This window comes from Natrinema sp. H-ect4 (assembly GCF_041894845.1).
Taxonomy (GTDB): Archaea; Halobacteriota; Halobacteria; order Halobacteriales; family Natrialbaceae; genus Natrinema.
The window spans coordinates 438,957-457,514 of the sequence record NZ_JBHDYC010000002.1 but is presented as its reverse complement, the minus strand read 5'-3'; the positions used below and the strand labels follow the sequence as shown (position 1 = coordinate 457,514).

Genomic DNA, 18,558 nt, shown 5'->3' with positions numbered 1-18,558 from the left:
TCGCACGAGCGGCTTCGATCCCACATGAGGAATCCGCGTTCGTGGGGAGAGCGACTGGGATTGTCGTCTGGGGATATGACTCATTCGAGAAGGACAGTTTTATTCCACCGGATTCGGAAGGTTCGAATACGATGGTGGAGGGTGGCGATAGCGTCGGCGCGCCGTCAGTGGTACCGCCGAGTCAGGCAGTGATCGAAACGGTCGCCAAAGCCGAGGGCGTGCAGCCGGCAGAACTGGCGCCGCCGCAGTACGAGTCGCTTCACGCGACCGTCGACCCGACGGCGCTCGATGCGCTCTTCGCGGACCGACCGAACGGCACGAACAGACCGGACGGAACCGTCTCGTTTCGTTTCTGTGACTACCACGTCACTGTCGACCGAAACGGGACGGTCACGCTCGAGGAACCGACCGAACCCGCGGACTGAGGTGACGGACGGTCGAGGTGCGATTTCTACCGGATAGGATCGACGGTGAACACGGAAAGACTCTTTTCGACGAAGCATCGAGTACTCCATCGATGGAGAGCCACTACGAGGTCCTCGGGCTGTCGCCGGACGCCGACGACCGGGCGGTTCGTCGGGCCTACCGGAGCCTGTTGAAGGCCCATCATCCGGATCAGGGTGGCTCTCGAGAACAATTTCTGCGGATCAAGGACGCCTATGAGGCGATCCTCGGCGAACGAGCGCCGGGCGACCGCGAAACGGACGGCGGCGCGATCACGCGGGGCGATATGGGATCCAACCGTCGGCGCGATCCGACCTACGATCCCTCCGAGTGTGTCGAACGCGGCGACCGCGAATACGAACTGACCGTCAGCGGCGAGTACCTCACGCTCAGCCTCGTCGGACTGGTCCACGACGTTGGTCTCGCCTCGCTGGTCGACGGCCCCATCACCGTCGCGACCACGCGGACGGTGGCCTTCTTCCGCGCTCACAACACGAGCTCGCGGCCGCTTCCCTGGCAGGGGAAAGCGAACACGAGTTTCTTCGGCGACGACGGCTTCCTCTACGAGGGCTCGAGCATCGTCGCTCCACACGCGAACGACCTCCCCGAGCGCTGGACTGGCACCGACGTCGAACTCGAGCCGGGCCGCGCGGTAGACGGCGTTGTCATCGCCCAGGAGCTCCCCGACGACGTCTCCCTCGACCAGGTGATGTACACCCAGCACGTCCCCGACGAGGACGCCGACGAAATCGTGGACACGGAGCGCTACCTCTTCGAACTGCGGCCGCTCGTTCGCGAACGGTTGAATCGGTTCCCGTTCGCTCGAGACTGAGAAATCGGTTCTCGAGGCCAGTTTGTTCGAGGCTGAGCCTTGAGCGCCGACTCGTGTGCTGGGCGTGTGCGAGCCGTGCTGGAACAGCAAACGTGATACGGCGGTGCTTCGAACGTCCGATAATGGCAACCGCTGATGCGAGACGGCGGCTTCGCGAGCGCCCGATGGGCGTAACGGTCCTCCTGACGATCGTCGGCTACGCGCTGGTGCTCGGGACGTTCCTGTTGGACATCCCGATCTACCCCGATCTGACGAACGCGCAGGTCAACCTGCTCTCTCACGTAATCGCGGTCATCAACACGACAGCGACGGTGGTGTTGCTGTTGGGCTGGTACTGGATCCGCGCCGGCGACGTCGAGAAACACCGACTGGCGATGATCTCGGGGTTCGTGTTGATACTGGGCTTCCTCGTCGTCTACCTGCTCAAAGTCGGCGGCGGCGGGACGAAGGAGTTCGTCGGTCCGCAGGGCGTCTACTATGCCTATCTCGTCATGCTGGCGATCCACATCATCCTCTCGATCGTCTCGGTGCCGGTCGTCCTCTACGCGCTGATCCTCGGGCTGACCCACACGCCCGCGGAGCTCCGGCAGACGCCCCACGCCAGAATCGGCCGCATCGCCGCCGCCGCGTGGATCCTGAGCCTCTTTCTGGGCGTCGTCACCTACGCCCTGCTCAACCACGTCTACGACTACGAGTTCGCGGCGATGCTCGTGCCGATCCTCTAAGTAAGCGACTCGAGTCGCGACGCGAGTCCGTTCACCGAACGGACCAACAACTTATCCCGTCGCCCACCCGTACCCTGCCCAACGAATGCAATTCGTCGAAGAAATCGTCGTGGACGAGTTCCTGCCCACCGTCCGATCGCTGCTGGCCGGTGATCTTCGGGAGCGCGGCCTCACGCAGAGCGAGGTCGCAGAGGTGCTCGGCATCAGCCAGAGCGCCGTCTCGAAGTACGCCCACGGCGACGTGACCGTCAACGATCGCATCGCCACCGACGAGCGCGTCCGCGACCTCGTCGAGGAACTCGGAACGGGACTGGCGGCCGGCGAAATATCCCCGGTGCAGGCCCTGATCGAACTCGAGGTGCTGATCCGCGAACTCGAGGCCGGCGGGGACCTCCTCGCCCAGCTTCACGAGGCGGCCGTCCCGGAGCTAGCCGACCACGGCTCGGGCTTTCGGGTGCACGATCCCGAGAGCGACCTCCGGACCAGCGAGCGGATCCTCTCGTCGGTCCGGCGAGGGCTGCGCATCCTCGAGACGACTGGGGGATTCACTGCGCTGATTCCCGCGGTCGGCTCGAATCTCGTCGCGTGCACGCCCGGGGCCGACGACGTCGACGACGTGGCGGGCGTTCCGGGCCGGATATTCGACGTGAAAGGCCGGGCGACCGTCCCCGCGGATCCCGAGTTCGGCGTCTCGGAACACGTCGCAGGCGTCTTGCTGGCCGCGCGCCGCCACGGTGCGGACGTCTCGGCGGGGATCAACATCACCTACGAACAGGCACTCCTCGACGAACTGGCCGAGCAGGGCCACGTCGTCGCGGAGTTCGACGAATCGGACGACATCTCCTCGAGCGTCGGCGCGGCGATCGAAGAGAAACCCGAGGCGACGGTGCTCTACCAGACCGGCGGAATGGGGATCGAACCGCTGATCTACGTCCTCGGCATCGACGCGGAGTCGGTCGCCGACACGATTCGATCGCTCGTCTGAGCGGTCATCTCTGACACTGTATGACGACCGAATCCGAATCCGCACAGGAGTTCTACGGCCGCTGGGCGCGCCTCTACGACCTGATCGCGCGTCGGACGCCCGGAATCGCACGACTCCGAGAGCGAGCGGCGGCCGCCTGCCGGCTCGAGTCCGGCGACACCGTCGTCGAGATGGGCTGTGGGACGGGCGCGAATCTGCCGTTTCTGCGCGACCGGGTCGGTCCCGAGGGGACCGTAATCGGGATCGACTTCACGCGACCCGTGCTCGAGCGGGCCCGCACAGCCACCGCGGCGTACGACAACGTCCACGTCCTGCAGGGGGACGCGACGCAGCCGCCGATGAGGGCTGCGCTCGAGGCGGTGGAGGGACATCCAGACGGCGGGATCGACGCCGTCCTCGCGACGTTCGTCGTCGGGATGCTCGAGGATCCGGCGGATGCGGTTGACGACTGGTGTGACCTCGTCGGCTCCGACGGCACCGTCGTGCTCGCCAACGCCGCCCGAAGCCGGGAGTGGTACGCGCCGCCGGTCAACGCCGTTTTCCGGGCGATCGTCGTCCTCTCGACGCCGCCGACGACGCGGCTCCGATACGAGAGCGATCCCCACATCCGGCTCGACGAAAAGATCGACGCCGCACACGCTCGTCTCCGCGAGCGCGCGGTCGCCGTGGCGGACGAGACCCACGTCTTCGGCGTCGTCCGCCTGACGGGCGGGCGACTCGAATAGCGAACTGCCCGTTTCGGACGACGGGACGACGTCCCAATTTAGACTCGCCGTCTCTCACTCGAACCGATGCGACGCCGGTGTTCGGTACTCGTTCTATCGACTGGTCGCCGCCTCGAGTCCGTCGTGCTCCCGAATGCGCTGTGCCATCACGTCGGGAATCGGGCTCGGCCGCTCCGTGTCGGGATCGATGTGAACGATCGTTGTTTCCGCCGTCGCCGCGACGTCGCCGTCGACGCGGATCTCGTAGGACATGGTGCAACTCGAGTCGCCAAGCCGAGTCACCGAGAGCGCGACCGTGGGCTCGTCGCCATTGGTGATCGGACGCTCGTAGGAGATCTGGAGGTCGACGATGACGAACGAGATCTCCTCGGACTCGAGCCCGGCCACAGCTTCGAGGTAGGCGGTCCGACCGGCCTCGAGGTAGCTCGCGTAGACGGCGTGATTGACGTGGTTCATCGGATCGAGATCTCGGAAGCGAACGGGAACGTCGACGGTAAACTCCGCACACATTGTACGTTGTCGGAGTCGGCTGAGACAAAAGTACGCACCGGTTCACCGAGAAGTCGCCGCATGTGTGTACGAGAATGAAGGGGCGAGCGGACCGAGTGCCCTGCTAGCGCGACAACAGGGGATCGCCACGCCCTCCCCAGCCGATTTCTACTCACGGCGGCGGAGCCGCCGTCTGCTTACGGGCCTTCGGCCCGTTCGCATGGTCTGCGAGACCGCCGGTCTCGCACTATTCGTATGGTTCGCGGAACCGGAGGTTCCGCGCTAACACTCGCTCCCTTCGGTCACTCGTTCATCCAACGGAAGACGCGTACGCGTCTTCCGAGCCGTTGCTCACTCTGTTCGCAAAGCCCTCGCGCACCGTCGACTCGCGGCTCGCCAGCGCTCACGGCTCCGCCGTTCGCGTTTTCGAGGCGCTCGCACCGCTCGCGCCTCGCTTGTCTCGCCGCGATTCAGCACGCGCCACCGCACCGCATACCGGGAGATCCATCGGTGAGACTCATCCCTCGTACAATGGCGCGTGCTCGCTGCAGAACGCCGGCTCGCGCAGTTGCGCGTCGATCAGGTCCTCGTGGGAGTGGGCGTTGAAGAGTCGACAGCCCTCCCGATCGCAAAAGGCCTCGCCGGTCTCGAGGTAGTGGGACGCCTGTAACGCGTACCCCTTCAGCGCGTCGGTGGTCCGCGGGTCGTCCTCGACCAGGAACTCGCCGTCAACCTGGTTCTCGAGGACCTCCCGCGGCGGCGCGTCGCCCGACAGGAGCGCGTGGCGCTGCTTTTCCTTGTAATAGTCCTCGGGCTTCGCGGGGGCCTCGTAGAGCCCCGGCACCGAAATCAGCGCCGGCTGGCCGAGGACGTTGACGCGTTTGTGCCAGCGGCCGTCGTGGTCACCCCACGTCCCGAGCGCCCGATCGATGATCGCCACGTGGAGGGTCTCGAGCCCCCGTTCCTCGGCGGGAAGCGCCGCGTTGAGTGCGCGCTGGACCGCCGCGCCGTCGTAGAGGACGCCGCCCTCGCGCTCGGGATGCTCGAGCGCCCGTTCCTCGTAGCGGATCGTCCCGAGCATCGTGTTGCCGGTCTCGCGCTCGTATGGTGCGGGAACCCGCGCCTCGGCGAATTTCTCTGGGAGGTCGTCTGTCCGGTGGACCTCGAGGAATCGGTCCCGAACGCGCACGTCGGCGTCGACCCGCGCCCGTAACCAATCGGCTAGCTCGTCGACATCGGCGACCGTCGACGGCCCGCGGTAGCAGATAACTCGCTCGACCATGTATGATTGCATGATACCACCGGGTGAAACAGTTACGATCGGGCGCTTCTGGACACCAGTTCGCGGCGGCCGGACCGTCGGTTCGACCGCTCGTCGGACTGGCGAACGCTGTGGTAGCCAGTACCCGCCCGGTCGGCGATGCCGTCGACTCCGACGTCGTCACCCCGCAGACCGCTGTCGCTCACGGTAAAAGGACGCTCAATTCACAACACCACTCTTTACACCATATCTAATTATGTAAATTACTTCTGATAGAGACAATATAACTTGGAATCAATACCTCATTATTCCCGATCGTGGTACGGCTGGGCGGACCATGGCAGACGATACGAACGATATCGACCGAACGGACTCGAGCGACCGATCGACCAAACCGAGTTACGGCCACAGAGCCTCCCGGCGGGCCGTTATCGGGAGTGTAGCAGGACTAACAGCGGCGAGCGTCGGGAGTACAGCGGTGAGCGCCACGTTCTCGTCTTCGGTCTCGAGTCCGACCGTCGAGGGGCCGATCGAGGGCGGAAGCCGGACTGGCGGGCCGCTGCTCGCAGCGCCCCACGACCTCGAGTCGTACGGCTACGTCGAAGAGGAGTATTTCATCGCGGGCGAAGCGCGCCACGACGACTCTTTCATCGACGGGGAACAGGCGGGTGAGACGAGCGAGTACAAGACGCGCGTCCTCGTCTACCGACCGAAACGCCGGAGAGATTTCAACGGTACCGTTACCGCCGAGTGGCTGAATGTCAGCACGCAGATGGACGCGCCGGTCGCATGGCCGAACGCGTACGACTCGCTGATGCGCAACGGGACCGCCGTCGCGCTCGTCTCGGCCCAGAAGGTCGGGGTCGACGACTCTCAGACCGACCAGGATCTGGTACGCTGGGACCCCGAGCGGTATGGGAGCCTTCACCACCCCGGCGACCGATACGCGCTCGACATCTTCGCCCAGGCGATCACCGCGCTCAAGCCGCGCGACTGGGATCGCTGGGACTTTGAGACCGATCCGCTGGGCCGTCTCCGACCCGACAACGCTCTGGCGACCGGCCACTCGCAGTCGGCCTTCTTCCTGTTACGGTACATCAACCTGGCCGCGCCGGCGTACGGCGTCGTCGACGGGTTCCTGCCCGCGGGGAGCCCGCTTACGACGGCCCGGACCGATCAGGCGCCGATCCTGTGGTTCAACAGCGAGGACGAGGCCGGCGGCCTCGAGGACTTCTCGGAGAACGGCGATACACCGGAGATCGACATCCCGACGTCGGGGCTCCGCCTCGACGAGCTGTCCATCGGGCCCCGCGACGACGAGCGAAACTTCGTGCTCTGGGAGGTCGCGGGGGCCTCGCACGTGAACAACTGGCTCAGGCGGTGGACCGAGGCGGTCCGCCGTCGGGACTTCCAGGGCCTCGAGCCGAACTGGGACCCCGAAACCGCCGGCGACTACGGCCAACAGCCCGACGGCACCTACGGCGAGTGCGGTTACAACTACGTCCCGGCGCGGTACGCCTGGCGAGCCGCCCTCGAACAGCACCGGGAATGGGTTGCCCGCGGTGACCGGCCGCCGCGCGCCGACCGCATCGAGCGCACCATCGACGACGGGGGCGTGACCCTCGAACGCGACCGCTTCGGCAACGCTGAGGGCGGCCTCCGGCTCCCGCCGCTGGACGTGCCGGTGGCGACCTACGACGCCGCGAGTTGCGACCTGACCGGACGGACCGACCGCTTCGACGCGGCGACACTCGACCGGCTCTACCCGTCCCACGACGCCTACGTCACGGCGATCAGGACGGCGAGTGCAGCGGCCGTCAGACGCGGCCACCTGCTCCCGAGTGACGCGAGGGACCTCCGGCAACGCGCTGCCGACTCGCCGATCGGCGAGTAACTGCCGGCGGGCGACGGCCCGGTGCAAGTGACCGTCGTTGCGGCCCTCGAAGCCGACGGCCACCGCGTGGACCGACGGGGATGTTCCCTCCGAGTTCCAGCCCGGTGCGACGGAGATGCTGGTGGTCAGAAGTGGGTGTGACTGACTGCGGGACCGGTCAGTCGTCGGCCGGCGCGGCCCGAGAGGTCAACTCGACGGGATCGGCGTCGACCTCGAGTTCGTCGAGCGCGACCTGGGCGGCGCGCTTGCCGGAGACGAGCATGGCACCGAAGGTCGGCCCCATCCGCGGGAGACCGTAGGTGGTTGCGGTCGCCATTCCGGTGGCGATGAGTCCGTCGTGGACGAGACCGGTGTGCTCGACGACGGCGTCCTCGGACTTGCCGACCCACATCGAGTCGTGGCCGGGGGAGTCGTGTCCGGGCGCGCCGTAGGAGTCGTCGCCGGTCTGATCCATGCCCGTCGCCGATTCCTCGGCGTCGGCGATGCCGGGCGCGTCGAGCACGCCGCGCTCGTCGAGTTTTTTGACGGCCATCGCGTCGTGGCCGGTCGCGTCGATGACCAGATCGGCCTCGACCGCAATCGGGTCGACGCAGGTGATCTCGCGGGGCAGCGCGTGGACCGGCGTCCAGTTCATCACGATGCCGCCGACGCGGTGGTCCTCACGGATGACGATGTCCGTGAACTCGGTCATGTTCTGCATCTTCGCACCAGCGTCGCAGGCGGCCTTGATCAGGCCGGAACAGGCCTCCGGCCCGTTCGCGACGTAGAGTCCCTCGCTGTCCTGTGACTGCTTGTAGTCCACCTCGAGTTCGTCGAGGACCTGCTGGGCGGGATCCCGGACCGTGACCTTGTTCATCAGGAAGCCCCCGAGCCAGAAGCCGCCGCCGAGGTAGTTGTTCTTCTCGACGACCATCACCTTCACACCCCGCTCGGAGAGTTCCTTCGCGGCCGTCAGCCCCGAGGGGCCGCCGCCGACGATGATGACGTCCGAGTCCGAGAAATCCATGAACTCCTCTGTCCACTCCTGTCCGATCGCGCGGGTGACATCGGCTTCGCCGACCTGACTGAACTGCTCGAATTCGCTCATACAACTAGGTGGTAACACTTGGTGGTGTTAAGTCTGTCGTCGCCGCTCCCCGGAATATAATCAACGTTCGTGGAGCTCTACCGGTGTGATACGTCCGTGAGTAACAGCGCCGTCCGTGCGTTCGGCCAGCGACCACGACTCCTCGGTCACGAACGGCGATCCCGACGACTCAATCGTCGACGTATTCGGGCTCGCTCTCGTCGACGGTAGTCGGCTCGTCTCGAGGTGACTCGCTACCGCTCGCGGACTCGATCTCGTCGATGACGCCCTCGGTCCACGTCCCGATCCGGAACCAGCCGACGGCCACGACGAACGAACCGACCATGCCCGCGACCAGTGCCAACCAGATGCCTTCGACGCCCCAGCCGAGGCCGGAGATTGCGAGGTTGGTTCCGGGGATCGTCACGGTCCAGGCGAACGCGAGGCCAATGACCAGCGGGAACCTGAAGATCCACCGCGAGAGGATCGAGAGGACCATCGCCTCGCGGGTGTTCCCGGCCCCGCGGAACGCGCCCTGAATGACCATCACGCCGGCGAAGGGTGCCCAGAAGAGGGCGGTGATCCGAAGGAAGATCACACCCTCGGCGATCACGGCCGGGTCCGCGACGAAGACCCTGATCGCCGCGGCCGGAAACGCGAACAGGACTGCCGCGACGGCGAAAATGAACACCATCGTCGCCGCGGTCGCGGTTCGCGCGACGGCGACGGCCCGATCGGGCGTCTCCGCGCCGAGATTCTGTCCCACCCCGGTCGCGGTCGCTTGCCCGACGGCCCCGGCGACGGCCCACGTCACCGACATCAACCGGACGCCGATCCCGAACGCCGCGGTGGGTGCGGGTCCGAAGCGGGCGACGAAGCCAGCCATCGCAACCGCCGCGAAGCTGCGCGCCCAGCCGTCGAACGTGGCCGGATAGCCGATGCCGACCAGCCGCTTCAGGAGCGCGACATCGGGCGCGAGATCTCCGATTCGGAGCCGAACGCCGAACCGGCCGTCCAACAAGATTGCGATCCCCGCGAACGTAGCGAGCCCGCGCGAGAGAAACGTGGCGATAGCCGCTCCCCGCGTCCCCATCGCGGGGAAGGGACCCCAGCCGAGGACGAAGAAGGGATCGAGCACGACGTTGAGGCCGGCCGAGACGAACACGAGCCACATCGCCGTCTTCGTGTCGCCCGCGCCCTGCAGGGAGGCCCGAAAGGCGAAAAAGAGGAACGTGAAGGGAAGCGCGAGGAAGATCACCTCGATGTAGGCCAGCGCTTCGACGAACACCGGCCCGCGAGCGCCGATCAGGGAGAGCAGCGGCCGCCGGGCGGCGTATCCGAGGACGGCGAGGACGCTCGAGACGGCGAGCGTGAGCAGGATCGTCTGGGCGACGACGCGGTCGGCGGTTCGATCGTCGCCCGCGCCGACGTACTGGGAGACCAGCGCGATCGTGGCGGCGGTGATCCCCATCGCAGTGGAGACGAACAGCCACGAGAGCGGAAACATCAGGGAGACGGCGGCGACGGCGTCGCTGCTCACGCGGCCGACCCAGAACATGTCCGCGAGGTTGTAGACGGTCTGGAGGAGGTTCCCCAGGACCAGCGGCCACGCGAGGCGGCAGAGCTTCGGGGAGATCGCCCCCGTCGTCATGTCGACGCGCTTGCGTTCGGGTTCCGGTGTTGACACGAAACGGTCCGTTCCGTGTGTCGCTCGGGCGTGACAAAAGGGCTCGGCTCGCGGGCTCGGGTTGCCGGATCCGCACGGTCGTTCGCACGCGCGACCGCACTCACGCGAGCCCGCGCGGCGCGCACACCCGAGCTGTCGGCCGATTTCGGCGAAAACGTTATCAGATCCTCAGCCGTACCGAGCGACGATGACCGATATTCGTCCGCGACGACGGCCGGACGCTCGAGGACCGAGAGGTGAGCCGCGGTGGAGCTGATCATCACGGAGAAAGACAACGCGGCCCGCCGGATCGCCGACATCCTGAGCGGCGGGACCTACGACTCGAGCAGGGAGAACGGCGTCAACGTCTACGAGTGGGGCGGCAAGCGCTGCGTGGGGCTGTCGGGCCACGTCGTCGGCGTGGACTTCCCCTCGGAGTATTCGGACTGGCGGGACGTCGAGCCGGTCGAGTTGATCGACGCGAGCGTCGAGAAGACCGCCACGAAAGAGAATATCGTAGCGACGCTACGCCTGCTGGCCCGTCGTGCCAATCGCGTGGCGATCGCGACGGACTACGACCGGGAGGGGGAGCTGATCGGCAAGGAGGCCTACGATATCGTCCGGGAGGTCGACGAGGACGTTCCGATTCGACGCGTGCGGTTCTCCTCGATCACGGAGAACGAAGTGCAAAACGCGTTCGACGAGCCGGACGAACTCGACTTCGACCTCGCGGCCGCCGGCGAAGCCCGCCAGATCATCGACCTCGTCTGGGGGGCCGCGCTCACGCGCTTTCTCTCGCTGTCCTCGGGGCAACTGGGCAACGACTTCATCTCCGTCGGCCGGGTGCAGTCGCCGACGCTGAAGCTGATCGTCGACCGCGAGCGCGAGATCGAAGCCTTCGATCCGGAGGACTACTGGGAGCTGTTCGCCGACCTCCAGAAGGATGAGACGAGCTTCGAGGCCCAGTACTTCTACCGCGACGAGGACGACAACGAGGCCGAACGCGTCTGGGAGGAGGCCGTCGCCGAGGACGTTTACGACACGCTCTCGAGCCGCGACGCGGCGACCGTCGTCGATGTCAACCGGCGGACCCGGACCGACACGCCGCCCGAGCCGTTCAACACCACCCAGTTCATCCGCGCCGCGGGTGCCATCGGCTACTCCGCCAAACGGGCGATGTCGATCGCCGAGGACCTCTACACCGCCGGCTACATCACGTACCCGCGGACCGACAACACCGTCTACCCCGACGATCTCGAGCCCGAGGAGCTCTTGGACGAGTTCGTCGGCCACCCCTCGCTCGGCGACTCCGCCGAGTCGCTGCTCGAGGCCGACGAGATCGATCCGACGGAAGGTGACGAGGAGACGACCGACCACCCGCCGATTCACCCCACGGGCGAGATTCCGACCCGCGGCGACGTGAGCGACGACGAGTGGGAGGTGTTCGAACTCGTCGTGCGGCGGTTCTACGCGACCGTCGCCGACGCCGCGGTCTGGGAACACCTCAAGGTCGTCGCCGAGGTCGACGACTGCCGGCTGAAGGCCAACGGCAAGCGCCTCGTCGAGCCCGGCTACCACGACGTCTACCCGTACTTCTCGACGACGGAGAACTTCGTTCCCGACGTCGACGAGGGCGAGGAACTGGCGCTTTCGGACGTCGAACTCGAGGACAAACAGACCCAGCCGCCCCGACGATACGGCCAGTCGCGGCTCATCGAGACGATGGAGGATATGGGGATCGGGACGAAGTGCCTGACAGCCGAAACCGACGTCCTTCACCGCGATACCGACGGCGATGTCGTCCGGGCACCGGTGTCGGAGCTGTTCGACGACGGCGCAGTCGTGATGGCCGACGGCGATACCGAAATCGCGATCAACGAGCGCGGGCCGACTTCGCTTTCAGTCGACGAGGCCACCGAGCGCGTGACCGAACGAGAGCAGACGTTGGTGAGCCAGCGCCCGCTCGAGGACGACGAGGGCGTCCTTCGGATCACGACTGAGACCGGATCGCTCTCGGTGACGTCCGACCACCCGATGTATCTGCGTACGGACGACGGATTCGAGATCGTCCCCGCTGCCGACATCGCTGCTGGTGACCGACTGCTGTCGACACGACCCACAAACACCGTCGACTATGACGGAGACGACGTCGTTGCGACCTGGTCCGAGTTCGCTACATCGTGTAACAAATCGTCGAAACTGTACGGTGTCGACTGCGGTGACCGGCTCGCTGACTACCGGTCGGCCCGAAACGAGACCCAGTACGATCTCGCCGACCGAATCGACGCCGATCGGCCGGCGATCAGCGACTACGAGAACGGTAAGCGCGACGTTCCGGTATGGATCCTCGGCGAACTCGAGATCCGTCCGGCGAAGCTCCACGGCCTGAACTACGATCGGACCGTCGAGAATCCGTTCTCGCTACGCTGGGATCCGACGCTCGCTCGCGTCCTCGGCAGTCTACTGGGCGACGGATCGATACACGTCGACGAGGACGAAAACATCGTCGACGTACGGTATCACAACACCGACCGCCATCTCGTCGATCGGTTCGCGAACGACGTGCAGACGCTGTTTGGGATCGAACCGACGATCGTCGAGCAGGACGGACGAAAAGACCACCACAAGACACGGTATCAGGTACATCTCCCGTCAGCCGCGGGCCGAATGCTGCGGTTCGTCCTCGAGTCAATAAGCGAAGACGGACGGCCGGTCGTTCCAGAACCGCTCGAGCCGACGTTCATCGGCGCGCTGTTCGACGACGAGGGCCACGTCACCCGCGACCGAAAATGTTTCATTTCGAACACCGATCACGAACTGCTCGAGGCGGTAGGAGAGATGCTTCGCCACCACGGGATCGACTCGAAGCTGAACCCGAGCCAGCACAAGCTCTACGTCCGTGGCCGCGAGGACCTCGAACGATTCCTCGACGTCGTTCCGATCGCCGCCGCCGAGAAGTTCTATCGCGGTCTCGATGCGCTGCAGGAGTACGATGTGACCCAACACAAGGCTCGGATACTCGAGGTCACGTCGACCGAGCCGAAAACGTCCGACGAACTCGCGGCACAGCTGGGCGTGTCTCGAGGACGCGTGAACGCACTCATCCGATCGCTACGCGACGACGGCTACCTCGAAAAGCGCGTCGAGGGAAGTAATCGATCGACCGACGGGCTGCGGACGATTCGATACGTCGCTACCGAATTCGACGACACGATCTACGCGGCCGTGCTGGGCCATCCATCCGCCACCGAGGTGATCGACGTCGAGGAACGCGAGTACGACGGCTACGTGTACGATCTCACGATAGACGAGGACGCACCGAACTTCGCCGTACAAAGCGGGGCGGTCGTTCACAACTCCACCCGTCACAACACCCTCGAGAAGCTGTACGATCGGGGCTACATCGAGAGCGATCCGCCGCGGCCGACGAAGCTCGCGATGGCCGTCGTCGACGCGGCCGAGAACTACGCCGACCGCGTCGTCAGCGAGGAGATGACCGCCCAACTCGAGGCCGACATGGACGCCATCGCGAACGGCGAAGCGACGCTGGCCGACGTGACCGACGAGTCTCGGGAGATGCTCGAGGAGATCTTCGAGAACCTCGCGGACTCGCGCGACGAGATCGGTGACCACCTTCGCAAGTCGCTGAAAGACGACAAGCGCCTTGGACCGTGCCCCGAGTGCGGTGAGGACCTGCTGGTTCGCCGGAGTCGCCACGGCTCGTACTTCATCGGCTGCGACGGCTACCCCGACTGCGAGAACACGCTGCCCCTGCCCTCGACGGGTAAGCCGCTCATCCTCGAAGAGGAGTGCGAGGAACACGGCCTGAACGAGGTCAAGATGCTCGCCGGTCGGCAGACGTTCGTCCACGGCTGTCCGCTCTGTAAGGCCGAAGACGCCGGCGAGGGACCGATTCTGGGCGAGTGTCCGGAATGTGGGGACGAGCACGGCGGCGAACTCGCCGTCAAAACGCTCCAGAGCGGCTCCCGACTGGTGGGCTGTACGCGCTACCCCGACTGCGAGTACTCGCTGCCCCTTCCCCGGCGCGGCGAGATCGAGGTCACTGACGAGTACTGCGACGAGCACGAGCTACCCGAACTCGTCGTCCACAGCGGCGACGAGCCCTGGGAACTGGGCTGTCCGATCTGTAACTACCAGGAGTTCCAGGCCCGCGAGAGCGAGACGGGTTCGGACCTCGAGGCGCTCGACGGGGTCGGCGCGAAGACCGTCGAGAAGCTCGCCGCGGCGGGGATCGAGGACCTCGAAGACCTGACCGACGCCGATCCCGACGCGGTCGCATCGGACGTCGAGGGCGTCAGCGCCGACCGGGTTCGGACCTGGCAGGCGAAGGCGTAGGACGAGACCCGTTTTTCGTCCATCAACCGTTTCAGACCCGCTTTTCGACCTGCTGGACGCCTTCAGCGCTTCTCACGCAGTCTGTGACTCGTTCGCTTCGGATGTAGTCGATTCGTTGGTTGCCGTCCCGTCGTTCGTCTCGAGAACGGGTTCGACGGCCTCGACGATGGTTTCGGGCGGCGCGCGGCCGAGTTCCTCCCAGCGTTTCTCGCCCCGTTCGTCGATGACCATGGTTACGGGATAGCCGACGGCGCCGTAGCGGGCCGAGATATCCCCCGTCGGATCGTAGCCGACGGGCCAGTTGCCGCCGTGACCACGCCACCAGTCCCGCAGTTCGGCCGGTGGCTTACTGTCGGTAGATTGGTAAGTGGCTCCCAGAAACGTGAGGCCGTTGCCATACTCCGCGGCGAGTCGAGAGTGTGCCTCGGCGAGGTTCCACATTTGCGCCTGACAGCTGCCACACCCGGTGACGAAGAGTTCGACGACCATGACGTCGCCGTTGGGGACGGTGACCGCGCTGGCCTCGCTCCCTCGAGCGTCGATCGTCTCGACCGTAACCGGCCCGTCGGAGCCGCCCTCGCGTTCCGATTCGGCGCTGTCGGCCTCGAACGAGGGAATGGCCTCGAACGAGGGAACGCCCTCGAGGAAGAGTCCCCCTGCGCCGGCGAGGACGCCGACGCTTCCAAGTCCGGCGATGATCTCTCGGCGTCTCATGGCCGTCCCACCGTTCGGACGGAACGCAATCGATACCGATAGTACTCCATACGAGACGTACGGGCGTCAGAAACTAAGATGTAACTAGTTATCGAACTGAATAGTACGGTGGTAGACACGGGCACAATAGTCTGTGAGGGCCGTCTACGGCCGTGTGAGAAGAAGGCCCGTTCGAGGTGAGGAGGATCGCAATTCGAGCGAATTCACCGACGGCAGTTCGCTGAGCTTTTGCGCCTGTATCGCTCACTCGAGATTGAAACCGTGACCTCACTCGTCGTCACAGTTCTGGCCGGCGTCTGCTTCGGGCTCGCGCTCGCTGCTCCGCCGGGACCGATGAACGCGATCATCGCAGAGGAGAGCGTCGTCCGCGGCTGGGGAGCCGGTTTCCGGGCCGGCCTCGGTGCGATGCTTGCGGACGCGATCTTCTTCGTCCTCACGCTGGCCGGAATCGTCGCCGTGATCGACCGCCTTTCGGGCGTCCGTCCCGCGCTGTATCTGGCCGGGGGTTGTCTCATGCTGTACTTCGCAATCGGCGCGATCGACGAGGCCAGAACCGCCACGTCGTTCACCGACGCCGGTCGAGCCGCCGCCTCGGGGTTCAGGAAGACGCTCGTACTGTCGTTGACCAACCCCTACCAGATCGGCTTCTGGCTCACTGTCGGCGTCGGCCTGCTCGAGCCCGGAACGCTGGACGTGCTCGCTCACGCCCCGGCGGTCGGGCAGGCGCTCGAGGGTGCGCTGGTCGTCCAGACCGGGTCACCGGCGCTGCTGGTCGGCTTCTTCGGCGGCGTCGCGTGCTGGATCGTCGCCTATCCGGCAGCGCTGGTCGCGGCGGGGCGCCGCGTCGACGCCTTCGCACCTGTAATCGCCGTGCTGAGCGCCGTCGTCCTCGTCGGGTTCGGACTGGTGTTTCTCGCGATGGGCGCGGTTCAACTCGTCTGAAGACGGTTACTCGCCTAGCGCGGCGATCTCGTCCTCGAGCCACTCGCTGAACCACTTGACGCGTTTCAGGCGCTGGTGGGCGATGCTCTCGGCGGTCTCGCTCTCGACCCGCGAGGCGGCGTCGTAGCCGCGCTCGAGGACGCGCTCGATCATCTCGTCGCACTCCATGTGCGTGCGGGCCTCATAGCCCATCCGGAGCAACATGAGGGCGGTGCCGTTCGCGCCGACCTTGTCGAGCAGGTCGGCTTCGATGAGACACTGCGTCTCCAGTGCGAGGTCGGTCAGATCGCCCTGATGGGAGTGGTGTTCGATGGCGCGACACACCTGCTGGACGAACGATTCGGGGTACTCCCCGCGCGACTCGAGGTACTCGCGGGCGACGCGAGCGCCGGCCTCCGCGTGGAGTTCCTGATCGGTCTCGAGTTTGGCGACGTCGTGAAAGAGGGCGGCGACGCGGGTGACGTCGGTGTCTGCGCCCTCCTTCTCGGCGATCTCGACCGCGAGATCGACCACGTTGAGGATGTGGTTGTGCCGGTATTCGGCGGAGTGCCAGGGATACCAGCGCATCCGACCGCCTTCCTCTTCTTTCTCGACGCTCGCGGCGAGATACTCGAAGACGAAGCCCTTCATTGCCTCGAACTCGGCGTCGGCCACTCGCGTTTCTTTTATTTCAACGCCCACGATAGATCCCTCCGCAGCAGACGAATGATAGTCATTACCGGAATGTTCGGTCGTTTCGCTCTTTAGCCTTTGGTTCGGAACGGTTTCGTGATAACGTGACAGTTACGACATGAAGAACGGTCGACCGACCTCGCACTCCCCGAATCGCTCCCGTCTCGAAATCCCATCGCTGCGCGTCGGATACGAACTATTTTCCGTTAAAGTCAAACGGTCGGCTCGGAAAGGTGTGGGTATGAGCAGCGAACAGGAAGCGGAGTCGATTCGGTGTCTCGTCGCCAAAGTCGGCCTCGACGGCCACGACCGCGGGGCTCACGTCATCGCCCGCGCGTTCCGAGACGCCGGCTTCGAGGTCATCTATTCCGGACTGCACAAAGCCCCCGACGAAATCGTCCAGGCCGCGGTGCAAGAGGACGTCGACGTCCTCGGCATCTCCATCCTCTCGGGGGCCCACGACACCCTCGTTCCGAAGATCATGGACGGCCTCGAAGAGTACGGTGCCAAAGACGACACGCTCGTCCTCGCCGGCGGCGTCATCCCCGACGAGGATCGGGAGGGACTCGAGGAAGCGGGCGTCTCGGCGATTTTCGGCCCCGGCACCTCGATCGAGGAGACCATCGAGTTCGTCCGCGAGAACGTGCCCCAGCGATGAGCGTGGACCCCGACGACCGGGCGCTGCTCGAGGCGCTGCTGGCGGGGGAACACCGCGCGCTCGCCCGGACCATTTCGAAAATCGAGAACCGTTCGCCGGGGTATCGCGATCTGGTCTCGGAACTGTACGCCCACACGGGGAGCGCCGACGTGATCGGCATCACTGGCTCGCCGGGCGCGGGGAAGTCCACCCTGGTCGACAAACTCGCCGAAGCCTACCGGGATCGGGGGGAAACCGTCGGGATCATCGCGATAGATCCCTCCTCGCCGTTTACCGGCGGGGCCGTACTGGGCGATCGGATCCGGATGGCCTCGACGGTGGGCGATATGGACGTTTTCGTCCGGTCGATGAGCGCCCGCGGCACGCTCGGGGGTCTCTCGACGGCCACCGCGGACGCCGTGAAGGCGATGGACGCCTTCGGCAAGGACAAGATCATCATCGAGACCGTCGGCGCGGGGCAAAACGAAATCGACATCGTCCGCACCGCCGACACCGTCGCCGTGCTCGTGCCACCTGGCTCCGGCGACGACATCCAGACGCTGAAAGCCGGCATCCTTGAGATCGCCGACATTTTCGTCGTCAACAAGGCCGACCGCGACGGGGCCGACCGAACCGTTCAGGAACTGCGAGAGATGATCCACCTCGGCGACGGGAGCGACCCCGCCGGTGGCGGTGGCCATCACAGCCAGGAAATCATCGACGCCCACGACGACTGGGATGGGGAGCCGGACGAGGACGACGAGACCGACGAGGGCTGGACGCCGCCGATCGTCGAGACCGTCGCCATCCACGGCACCGGTGTCGACGAGTTCATCGACGAACTCGCAGCCCACCGGGGCCACCTCGTCGACTCCGGCGAGCACGCCGAGCAGGTACGCACGCGCTACGCCGAGGAGATTCGCACTCTGCTGCGCGAGGATGTCCACTCGATGCTCGAGGAGGAGCTCGCCGCTGCCGGCGGGATCGACGGCCTCGCCGAGGCCGTCCGAAACGGCGAGACCGATCCGTACACGATCGCTAGCGACGTACTCGAGCCCGTCGAAGACTGCCTCGAGGACCTCGAGACCGACACGCACGTAAACTCACGATAGAGCGCTCGCTCGCATCACCGTCCCCAACACGTTCTGAA

The 18,558-nt window shown here is 65.7% G+C and carries 16 protein-coding genes and 3 pseudogenes; 12 read left to right on the top strand and 7 right to left on the bottom strand.

What is annotated here, in order from left to right; genetic code table 11:
• Positions 1–131: 131 nt before the first annotated feature.
• The 5 genes from ACEWFR_RS05180 to ACEWFR_RS05160 all read left to right on the top strand — a co-directional run bounded on the left by ACEWFR_RS05180 (position 132) and on the right by ACEWFR_RS05160 (position 3,711).
• A complete protein-coding gene (locus tag ACEWFR_RS05180; protein ID WP_374060018.1) occupies positions 132–425 on the top strand; it encodes a HalOD1 output domain-containing protein in 294 nt (97 codons plus the stop codon).
• Positions 426–517: 92 nt separating this feature from the next.
• Entirely contained in the window at positions 518–1,276 is a 759-nt protein-coding gene (locus ACEWFR_RS05175; protein WP_374060017.1) for a DnaJ domain-containing protein, read from the top strand.
• Positions 1,277–1,398: 122 nt separating this feature from the next.
• Positions 1,399–2,001, top strand: coding sequence for a DUF420 domain-containing protein (locus tag ACEWFR_RS05170; protein WP_374060016.1), 603 nt, complete (start codon positions 1,399–1,401; stop codon positions 1,999–2,001).
• Between the two features lie 85 nt (positions 2,002–2,086).
• Positions 2,087–2,986, top strand: coding sequence for a thiamine-phosphate synthase family protein (locus ACEWFR_RS05165; RefSeq protein ID WP_374060015.1), 900 nt, complete (start codon positions 2,087–2,089; stop codon positions 2,984–2,986).
• A gap of 20 nt (positions 2,987–3,006) precedes the next feature.
• Positions 3,007–3,711 (top strand): class I SAM-dependent methyltransferase, encoded by a 705-nt coding sequence (locus ACEWFR_RS05160; RefSeq protein WP_374060014.1) that lies wholly within the window; start codon positions 3,007–3,009, stop codon positions 3,709–3,711.
• A gap of 93 nt (positions 3,712–3,804) precedes the next feature.
• Here ACEWFR_RS05160 and ACEWFR_RS05155 read toward each other — a convergent pair whose 3' ends face one another.
• From ACEWFR_RS05155 to ACEWFR_RS05145, 3 genes are all read right to left on the bottom strand, one after another.
• Positions 3,805–4,221 (bottom strand): acyl-CoA thioesterase, encoded by a 417-nt coding sequence (locus ACEWFR_RS05155; RefSeq protein ID WP_374060013.1) that lies wholly within the window; start codon positions 4,219–4,221, stop codon positions 3,805–3,807.
• A 496-nt stretch (positions 4,222–4,717) separates the two neighbouring features.
• The gene (locus ACEWFR_RS05150) at positions 4,718–5,482 is read right to left on the bottom strand and encodes a DUF6775 family putative metallopeptidase (RefSeq protein ID WP_374060063.1); all 765 of its coding nucleotides are present in this window, start codon (positions 5,480–5,482) and stop codon (positions 4,718–4,720) included.
• Between the two features lie 32 nt (positions 5,483–5,514).
• Positions 5,515–5,667 carry a hypothetical protein gene (locus tag ACEWFR_RS05145; protein WP_374060012.1) on the bottom strand — a complete coding sequence of 51 codons (153 nt, stop codon included), beginning with the start codon at positions 5,665–5,667 and terminating at the stop codon, positions 5,515–5,517.
• Positions 5,668–5,798: 131 nt separating this feature from the next.
• On the opposite strand from ACEWFR_RS05145, the gene ACEWFR_RS05140 reads away from it, so the two are divergent.
• The gene (locus ACEWFR_RS05140) at positions 5,799–7,355 is read left to right on the top strand and encodes an alpha/beta hydrolase domain-containing protein (RefSeq protein ID WP_374060011.1); all 1,557 of its coding nucleotides are present in this window, start codon (positions 5,799–5,801) and stop codon (positions 7,353–7,355) included.
• 157 nt (positions 7,356–7,512) lie between these two features.
• Here ACEWFR_RS05140 and ACEWFR_RS05135 read toward each other — a convergent pair whose 3' ends face one another.
• Both ACEWFR_RS05135 and ACEWFR_RS05130 read right to left on the bottom strand, forming a co-directional pair.
• A complete protein-coding gene (locus ACEWFR_RS05135) occupies positions 7,513–8,442 on the bottom strand; it encodes a sulfide-dependent adenosine diphosphate thiazole synthase (protein ID WP_374060010.1) in 930 nt (309 codons plus the stop codon).
• Positions 8,443–8,611: 169 nt separating this feature from the next.
• Positions 8,612–10,072, bottom strand: a complete 1,461-nt coding sequence (locus ACEWFR_RS05130; RefSeq protein WP_374060062.1) for an MATE family efflux transporter — start codon at positions 10,070–10,072, stop codon at positions 8,612–8,614.
• 282 nt (positions 10,073–10,354) lie between these two features.
• Here ACEWFR_RS05130 and ACEWFR_RS05125 point away from each other — a divergent pair.
• The 3 pseudogenes from ACEWFR_RS05125 to ACEWFR_RS05115 all read left to right on the top strand — a co-directional run.
• Positions 10,355–11,836 (top strand): annotated as a pseudogene (locus ACEWFR_RS05125) (DNA topoisomerase I); the annotation flags it as partial.
• Positions 11,810–13,222: pseudogene (locus ACEWFR_RS05120) on the top strand (LAGLIDADG family homing endonuclease); the annotation flags it as partial. The pseudogenes ACEWFR_RS05125 and ACEWFR_RS05120, both read left to right, overlap by 27 nt.
• Before the next feature lie 222 nt (positions 13,223–13,444).
• Positions 13,445–14,443: pseudogene (locus tag ACEWFR_RS05115) on the top strand (topoisomerase DNA-binding C4 zinc finger domain-containing protein); the annotation flags it as partial.
• Positions 14,444–14,515: 72 nt separating this feature from the next.
• Here ACEWFR_RS05115 and ACEWFR_RS05110 read toward each other — a convergent pair.
• Positions 14,516–15,157, bottom strand: a complete 642-nt coding sequence (locus ACEWFR_RS05110) for a TlpA family protein disulfide reductase (protein ID WP_374060009.1) — start codon at positions 15,155–15,157, stop codon at positions 14,516–14,518.
• Positions 15,158–15,418: 261 nt separating this feature from the next.
• On the opposite strand from ACEWFR_RS05110, the gene ACEWFR_RS05105 reads away from it, so the two are divergent.
• Complete coding sequence (locus ACEWFR_RS05105) at positions 15,419–16,099, top strand: LysE family translocator (protein ID WP_374060008.1); 681 nt, start codon at positions 15,419–15,421, stop codon at positions 16,097–16,099.
• Positions 16,100–16,105: 6 nt separating this feature from the next.
• Here ACEWFR_RS05105 and ACEWFR_RS05100 read toward each other — a convergent pair whose 3' ends face one another.
• On the bottom strand, positions 16,106–16,780 hold the full coding sequence (locus ACEWFR_RS05100) for an HD domain-containing protein (protein WP_098724186.1): 675 nt from the start codon (positions 16,778–16,780) through the stop codon (positions 16,106–16,108).
• Positions 16,781–17,012: 232 nt separating this feature from the next.
• On the opposite strand from ACEWFR_RS05100, the gene ACEWFR_RS05095 reads away from it, so the two are divergent.
• The gene (locus ACEWFR_RS05095) at positions 17,013–17,429 is read left to right on the top strand and encodes a cobalamin B12-binding domain-containing protein (protein WP_374060007.1); all 417 of its coding nucleotides are present in this window, start codon (positions 17,013–17,015) and stop codon (positions 17,427–17,429) included.
• Entirely contained in the window at positions 17,426–18,520 is a 1,095-nt protein-coding gene (gene meaB, locus ACEWFR_RS05090; protein WP_374060006.1) for a methylmalonyl Co-A mutase-associated GTPase MeaB, read from the top strand. Before ACEWFR_RS05095 ends, meaB begins: the two co-directional genes overlap by 4 nt.
• The last annotated feature ends 38 nt before the right edge of the window (positions 18,521–18,558 follow it).

Coding starts and splice junctions, on each gene's coding strand:
- ACEWFR_RS05165 (WP_374060015.1), top strand. CDS start 2,087: ATGCAATTCGTCGAAGAAATCGTCGTGGACGAGTTCCTGCCCACCGTC.
- ACEWFR_RS05110 (WP_374060009.1), bottom strand. CDS start 15,157: ATGAGACGCCGAGAGATCATCGCCGGACTTGGAAGCGTCGGCGTCCTC.
- ACEWFR_RS05160 (WP_374060014.1), top strand. CDS start 3,007: ATGACGACCGAATCCGAATCCGCACAGGAGTTCTACGGCCGCTGGGCG.
- ACEWFR_RS05155 (WP_374060013.1), bottom strand. CDS start 4,221: ATGTGTGCGGAGTTTACCGTCGACGTTCCCGTTCGCTTCCGAGATCTC.
- ACEWFR_RS05175 (WP_374060017.1), top strand. CDS start 518: ATGGAGAGCCACTACGAGGTCCTCGGGCTGTCGCCGGACGCCGACGAC.
- meaB (WP_374060006.1), top strand. CDS start 17,426: ATGAGCGTGGACCCCGACGACCGGGCGCTGCTCGAGGCGCTGCTGGCG.
- ACEWFR_RS05150 (WP_374060063.1), bottom strand. CDS start 5,482: ATGGTCGAGCGAGTTATCTGCTACCGCGGGCCGTCGACGGTCGCCGAT.
- ACEWFR_RS05095 (WP_374060007.1), top strand. CDS start 17,013: ATGAGCAGCGAACAGGAAGCGGAGTCGATTCGGTGTCTCGTCGCCAAA.
- ACEWFR_RS05170 (WP_374060016.1), top strand. CDS start 1,399: ATGGCAACCGCTGATGCGAGACGGCGGCTTCGCGAGCGCCCGATGGGC.
- ACEWFR_RS05140 (WP_374060011.1), top strand. CDS start 5,799: ATGGCAGACGATACGAACGATATCGACCGAACGGACTCGAGCGACCGA.
- ACEWFR_RS05130 (WP_374060062.1), bottom strand. CDS start 10,072: ATGACGACGGGGGCGATCTCCCCGAAGCTCTGCCGCCTCGCGTGGCCG.
- ACEWFR_RS05135 (WP_374060010.1), bottom strand. CDS start 8,442: ATGAGCGAATTCGAGCAGTTCAGTCAGGTCGGCGAAGCCGATGTCACC.
- ACEWFR_RS05180 (WP_374060018.1), top strand. CDS start 132: ATGGTGGAGGGTGGCGATAGCGTCGGCGCGCCGTCAGTGGTACCGCCG.